The 3,256-nt window shown below is 61.2% G+C and carries 6 protein-coding genes; 2 read left to right on the top strand and 4 right to left on the bottom strand.

Going from position 1 to position 3,256, the window contains the following annotated elements:
- Positions 1–419 (bottom strand): dienelactone hydrolase family protein (locus MOV75_RS32055; RefSeq protein ID WP_247007323.1); only part of this gene is annotated, 419 nt, incomplete at its 3' end.
- Positions 420–612: 193 nt separating this feature from the next.
- Between MOV75_RS32055 and MOV75_RS32050 the strand changes: the two genes are divergently transcribed.
- On the top strand, positions 613–843 hold the full coding sequence (locus MOV75_RS32050) for a DUF2093 domain-containing protein (protein WP_246931492.1): 231 nt from the start codon (positions 613–615) through the stop codon (positions 841–843).
- A 130-nt stretch (positions 844–973) separates the two neighbouring features.
- Here MOV75_RS32050 and MOV75_RS32045 read toward each other — a convergent pair whose 3' ends face one another.
- Positions 974–1,276, bottom strand: coding sequence for a hypothetical protein (locus MOV75_RS32045; RefSeq protein ID WP_246931490.1), 303 nt, complete (start codon positions 1,274–1,276; stop codon positions 974–976).
- A gap of 518 nt (positions 1,277–1,794) precedes the next feature.
- Between MOV75_RS32045 and MOV75_RS32040 the strand changes: the two genes are divergently transcribed.
- Positions 1,795–1,980, top strand: coding sequence for a hypothetical protein (locus MOV75_RS32040; protein WP_247007322.1), 186 nt, complete (start codon positions 1,795–1,797; stop codon positions 1,978–1,980).
- Between the two features lie 358 nt (positions 1,981–2,338).
- Here MOV75_RS32040 and MOV75_RS32035 read toward each other — a convergent pair whose 3' ends face one another.
- Entirely contained in the window at positions 2,339–2,674 is a 336-nt protein-coding gene (locus tag MOV75_RS32035; protein ID WP_246931488.1) for a GYD domain-containing protein, read from the bottom strand.
- Positions 2,675–2,933: 259 nt separating this feature from the next.
- A partial coding sequence (locus MOV75_RS32030; protein ID WP_247007321.1) for a tetraacyldisaccharide 4'-kinase occupies positions 2,934–3,256 on the bottom strand: 323 nt, incomplete at its 5' end.

Raw genomic sequence — 3,256 nt, 5'->3', positions numbered from 1 at the left:
CATCCCATCAGGCTGACGCGATCGCGCGCCACCCAGCTCTGCTTCATCAGCCAGGCGCGCGATGCTGCCACATCGGTGACGCGCTCGCGCCGCGCCTTGACGTGCATCTCCTTGACGCGGCATTGCGGCCCGAGCTCCCGCGAGCCGTAGCTGTCAGGCAAGAGCACGGCATTGCCCGCCCTGAGCAGGCGCTCGGCCCAGTCGCGATAGCGCGCCAGCACGGGATCGGAATGGCCACTGAGCCCGCCGCAACCATGCAGCGCGATCACGGTCGGAAACGGGCCTGCGCCCTCGGGCTTGTAGAGCTGCGCATGGAGGACGCCCGACGCCAGCGGAATGTCGACCGGTTGCGGCGCCGGCGCGGCGCGCGCGGCCGACATCAGCAACGTCAGGAACAGAGTGGTTAATCGAAGGCGCATCGGACTCTGCCGTAGGTGGTACCGGAACCAGCGACCCTTCGCGCAAGCACTATCACGCGGAAACGGCGGCAAAACATCACAAACCGGTGGGTTTACCGGGCGGACAAGCCGCCCTATCTATGCTACATCCCGTCCACCACATCGTGCCCTCCAAGGTTTTCCGCGGAGAGGCCTTCCACGGAGACTTTCGACCGTGCTGAACAAGTTCGGCCCCTCGGGCCATGGCGAAGCGCAGGTGCAGTATCTCGACGGCGACTTCCGCGTGATCTCGCCGGGGACATTCGTGCGCTGTGCCATCACCGACACGCGGATTCCGCTGGACGAGCTGAAGTACTGGAGCGTGGATCTGCAAGAGGCCTACGCTACCCCGGCCGCCGTGCTGCAGCGGCATTTTCCCGGTGCGCCGAAACCGCAGCAATCGTGATCCTTCGGCGCTCGTAGGGTGGGCAAAGGCGCAACGCGCCGTGCCCACCGTCTCACCATGACCGCGACGAGCAATGTGGGCACGCTTCGCTTTGCCCACCCTACAAGATCGAACTCTTGGCATGGTTCGGCTATTGGGGCTCGGTGCCATCGCCGCCCACGCAGGTCTTGACAAAACTCTTCCTGGATTCACCGACGACCTTCTGATCGATCGCCTGCTTCAGGCAATCGAGCCGTGCCTGCGCCAGGCAGAGCTGTAGCTGGTCGCGCTTGTCCTGCCCCTTCAAGCTTGCCGTCGTGGCAAGACACGTCACGCGTTTGGTCGCAGGAACCGGCACGGTGGTGGGAGCAGCGGACGGCGTCGTTTGTGCGGACACCGGCGCAATGATCAGACATACGAGGCTGGCGGCGACGAACGCAGACGGCAGTTTCATCGAATTCTCCCGATCGTCCGAGATCGATAGAAGTTTTGCGATGAATGTCGCCTGAATGGCAGGCTCCGGCAGGACTTCGCCAAGCAGGATTGCCTCGCCGGGGCAACAGGATTGGTGCGCCTTCCACGCGGCAACGGGATGCAGACGTGGTCACGCGTGGCTGGCTGCGACTCTCACACTATGCTGACTTCCCTCGTGCCGATCCGCGTTGCATCGAAGAGTTCTTGCACTCCGAGGTAAGTCATTTCGCGCTGTGGTTGGAATTTTTGTTGCAGCTTGGCGCCCTTAAGTTGTTTGACGAAGTCTTGGTGAAACAGAGAGCTGCTATAGTGCGTGTTAGGTAATTGGCCCTGCTCTTTTATCGCACAGACAATCAAGTCAACCAAACGGCCATCGAGCTTTGGAATTGGCGCAGTCTGTGAACGGGCTCATATCGAAGAGCCATTGACGGGCTATGATCACCTCAAGAAATTCGCGGCGGCATATCTGTAAATCGAAAGTCAACGATGGGGGTGATCATGCCCACCATACTAGACATGCTCTATCGTGAATATTGCCGCGCCCGCCTCGCTGAAATGCGCAAGCAGCTTCTGATCGCAGTCGAACGTTCTGAAGCTCTCGAAGCGCATCATCATCCCGCGGTCCAGGGTGACGATAGTAGGATAGACGCGCAGCACAAGTCCGACCGGGGCGCACCGAATTGAAACCGCCCAGGACCGGCGATCTCTCCCGCGTAGCAGTGACCAGGCAATTGGCAACAGTTTGGGAGGAAGAAGCGATGAACACACCCGAATCTTATACCGTCATGGTCGCCTGCGTCTCGTGCCTGACCATCATCGGATTAATGGCCGTCGGGGCGTGGTGAACATGACCGACTGCTGAACCGCGATCGCGGACGGTTACCAGGTCCGCCAGCAGCGACAGACGAACGCAGCACGCGCCGTTTTTCCATTGTCGGCCAATAGACGCCGGAAAGTCTTCTCGGTCTGCAGACGTGATTGTTTCGTGATGTCAGCGTCGCCGCCGCTTGGTGCTGCGGCGGCTCCGCTTCAAATCCGGATGTCAGCTTCCAGGCGGGGTATACGAAGAGCGCAGCTTGGCCGCGTTCTGGCGGACCTGCTTGATCTCATCCTGCGTGAACAACCGAGTGAGTTTCACGTTCTGCAGGGTGCCCGCCGAGACGGTCAGGCCAGAGATGGCCGGAGCCGCGCCGGGATCAGGCACATCGAAAATCACCAAAACGCCAGGACCGTCGGCCGCAACACTGTACATCGAGATCAGCCTTCCGCCGGCCGCCTCGATGAGTTTTCTGGCCGCCTCCTGACGATCGGTCGTGGGGTTTTCCAAAATGGCGTTGAGAGAGCGTGGTGTGTATTGGCCGGTGAGGCAAAAATGCATGGCATGTTCTCCTCTGATCTTTTGGCAATAACTCTCCGTGCCGTCCCGAACTGGTCGCTACGGCCGCTGCGCCTGACATGATGAAGATGCGTTGCCCGCCGTGGGCACTAACGCCGTCGATGATTGCCGGGAGTTCGGCACGTCCCGGTGACGGCTCTCATCGAAGGCTACATCAACTCCCGAACGCGCGGAAGAGGATTCGCCGGTCGCGACACTCTGCTTTTCAGACTACGGCAGAGACGTTGCCTTATGTTCGAGATCAACGCGTGTTGAACCGCCGCTCGCGCGCCTTGTACAGATGATCGCTGATCAATTGCCGGAGCTTTGCCGGCTCATCGAATTCGAGCTCGACGGCGAACGGCACGATGTCATCAGGCACGCCCTCGCTGCCGCGCAGGCGTGCGAGGTCCTTTTCCGTCGTCACCAGCGTGAGCTGCTCGCGCAGGGCGTCCGCCGCAAGCGCTGCGATTTCCTCGCGCGAGAACATGTGGTGGTCGGCGAACGGACGCGTGCGCGCGACGTCGATGCCGCCGGCACGCAAGCTGCGGAAGAAGCGCTCGGGATCGCCGATGCCGGCGAAGG

Origin of the sequence: Bradyrhizobium sp. PRIMUS42, assembly GCF_023006515.1 — a bacterium.
Lineage (GTDB): Bacteria > Pseudomonadota > Alphaproteobacteria > Rhizobiales > Xanthobacteraceae > Bradyrhizobium.
The sequence above is the reverse complement of the archived record's forward strand: the minus strand, read 5'-3'. Positions and strand labels throughout refer to the sequence as shown.